The sequence below is a fragment of the Yersinia sp. 2542 StPb PI genome, assembly GCF_048593855.1.
Taxonomy (GTDB): Bacteria; Pseudomonadota; Gammaproteobacteria; order Enterobacterales; family Enterobacteriaceae; genus Yersinia; species Yersinia enterocolitica_E.
In genome coordinates, this window is record NZ_JAZGQA010000345.1 from 1 (window position 1) to 2,079 (window position 2,079).

A 2,079-nucleotide genomic window follows, 5' to 3' on the forward strand; every position below is an offset into this window, starting at 1 on the left:
GTGATAACCACCAAATATAGGCAGGTCAGGGCTAGCGAATAAGCGGAAGTTATGCTGTAATTTCTTGTCAGATTGAAGACATTATGACCTTAAGATTTCAATATATTGATACGGATAGATTTATCTTTATATTACCTATAACATGCTTGGGAACATCAGAATATTGTACCCCGAGTGGTATTTTGGGGATTAAACGTAGCTGAAACTGAGTCAGGATAGATGTCACAATCGCCAATTGAGTTAAAAGGCAGTAGTTTTACCCTATCGGTCGTTCATTTACACGATTCACGACCGGAGGTAATCCGTCAGGCATTGCAGGAAAAGGTGGATCAAGCCCCCGCTTTCCTGAAAAACGCCCCTGTTGTGATTAACGTTGCAACGTTACCAAACGGTGCTAACTGGAAAGATCTCCAACAGGCTGTCACTTCAGCAGGTCTGCGTATTGTTGGCATCAGTGGTTGTCAGGATGAGCGTCAAAAACGGGCGATAGCACGTGCAGGTTTGCCGTTATTGAGTGAGGGTAAAGGCCAGAAAATGGCACCCGAGCCGGTTATCAGCCCGCCGGAAAACGCCCCGACCAAGACACGTATCATCAACACACCTGTCCGTTCCGGCCAACAGATTTATGCCCGTAATTGCGATTTGATTGTTATCAGCAGTGTCAGTGCCGGTGCTGAATTAATTGCCGACGGCAATATTCATATCTATGGAATGATGCGAGGCCGTGCGCTAGCAGGTGCATCCGGGGATGCCCAATGCCAGATTTTTTGCACACATTTAGGCGCTGAGCTCGTCTCTATCGCGGGGCAGTACTGGTTAAGTGACCAGATCCCGCGTGAGTATTTTGGTCAGGCCGCACGTCTGCATCTGCTGGATAACGCATTAACTATACAACCTTTAAATTAAGCCCTTTTGACAAGGANTCCATTTCATGGCACGCATTATTGTTGTTACATCGGGTAAAGGGGGCGTTGGCAAGACCACATCAAGCGCGGCTATCGCAACCGGCTTGGCCCAAAAAGGTAAAAAAACCGTCGTTATCGATTTCGATATCGGCCTACGGAATCTAGACTTGATCATGGGATGTGAGCGCCGGGTAGTTTATGATTTTGTTAATGTGATTCAAGGTGATGCCACGTTGAACCAAGCATTAATAAAAGATAAGCGTACAGATAATCTGTATATCCTGCCTGCTTCTCAGACGCGCGACAAAGACGCCCTGACCAAAGAGGGTGTTGAAAAGATTTTAAACGATCTTGGCGATATGAATTTCGAGTTTGTGGTATGCGACTCCCCTGCGGGTATCGAAAGCGGTGCTTTGATGGCGCTCTATTTTGCTGACGAAGCCGTTATTACCACTAACCCTGAAGTCTCCTCGGTTCGTGACTCTGACCGCATCCTCGGGATACTGTCCTCCAAGTCGCGTCGCGCAGAGAATGGCCAGGATCCAATTAAAGAACATCTGCTGTTGACCCGCTACAATCCTGGGCGTGTTAATCGCGGCGATATGCTTAGCATGGAAGATGTCCTCGACATTCTGAGGATCCCACTGGTTGGCGTTATTCCAGAAGATCAATCTGTATTGCGCGCCTCGAACCAAGGCGAGCCAGTGATTCTGGACAAAGAGTCAGATGCCGGTAAAGCTTATGACGATACCGTTGACCGTTTGCTAGGAGAAGAACGCCCCTTCCGCTTCATCGAAGAAGAGAAGAAGGGCTTCCTGAAACGCCTTTTTGGGGGATAAACCATGGCTTTGTTAGACTTTTTTCTGTCCCGCAAAAAACCGACAGCCAATATAGCCAAGGAACGGCTGCAAATTATCGTCGCTGAGCGTCGTCGTGGGGACAGTGAGCCCCATTATTTGCCTGACTTGAAACGCGATATTTTGGCGGTTATTTGTAAATATATACAGATCGATCCTGAAATGCTGCATGTGCAATTCGAGCAGAAAGGGGATGATATTTCGGTACTTGAACTTAACGTGACATTACCGGAAACGGAAGAAACGCCTAAATGATTTCTTCGCAATAACTACCCCCTGTATTTATTTACAGGGGGTACTTTCATTTAGTTAACTGT

The 2,079-nt window shown here is 47.0% G+C and carries 3 protein-coding genes; all 3 read left to right on the top strand.

The annotated features are described in order from the left end of the window. The first annotated feature begins 219 nt into the window (after positions 1-219). The 3 genes from minC (at position 220) to minE (ending at position 2,017) form a co-directional block, all read left to right on the top strand. The gene (gene minC / locus V1952_RS21440; RefSeq protein ID WP_083158986.1) at positions 220-906 is read left to right on the top strand and encodes a septum site-determining protein MinC; all 687 of its coding nucleotides are present in this window, start codon (positions 220-222) and stop codon (positions 904-906) included. A gap of 25 nt (positions 907-931) precedes the next feature. Further along, positions 932-1,744, top strand: coding sequence for a septum site-determining protein MinD (gene minD / locus V1952_RS21445; protein WP_005190923.1), 813 nt, complete (start codon positions 932-934; stop codon positions 1,742-1,744). Positions 1,745-1,747: 3 nt separating this feature from the next. Beyond that, entirely contained in the window at positions 1,748-2,017 is a 270-nt protein-coding gene (minE, locus tag V1952_RS21450; RefSeq protein WP_002211180.1) for a cell division topological specificity factor MinE, read from the top strand. The last annotated feature ends 62 nt before the right edge of the window (positions 2,018-2,079 follow it).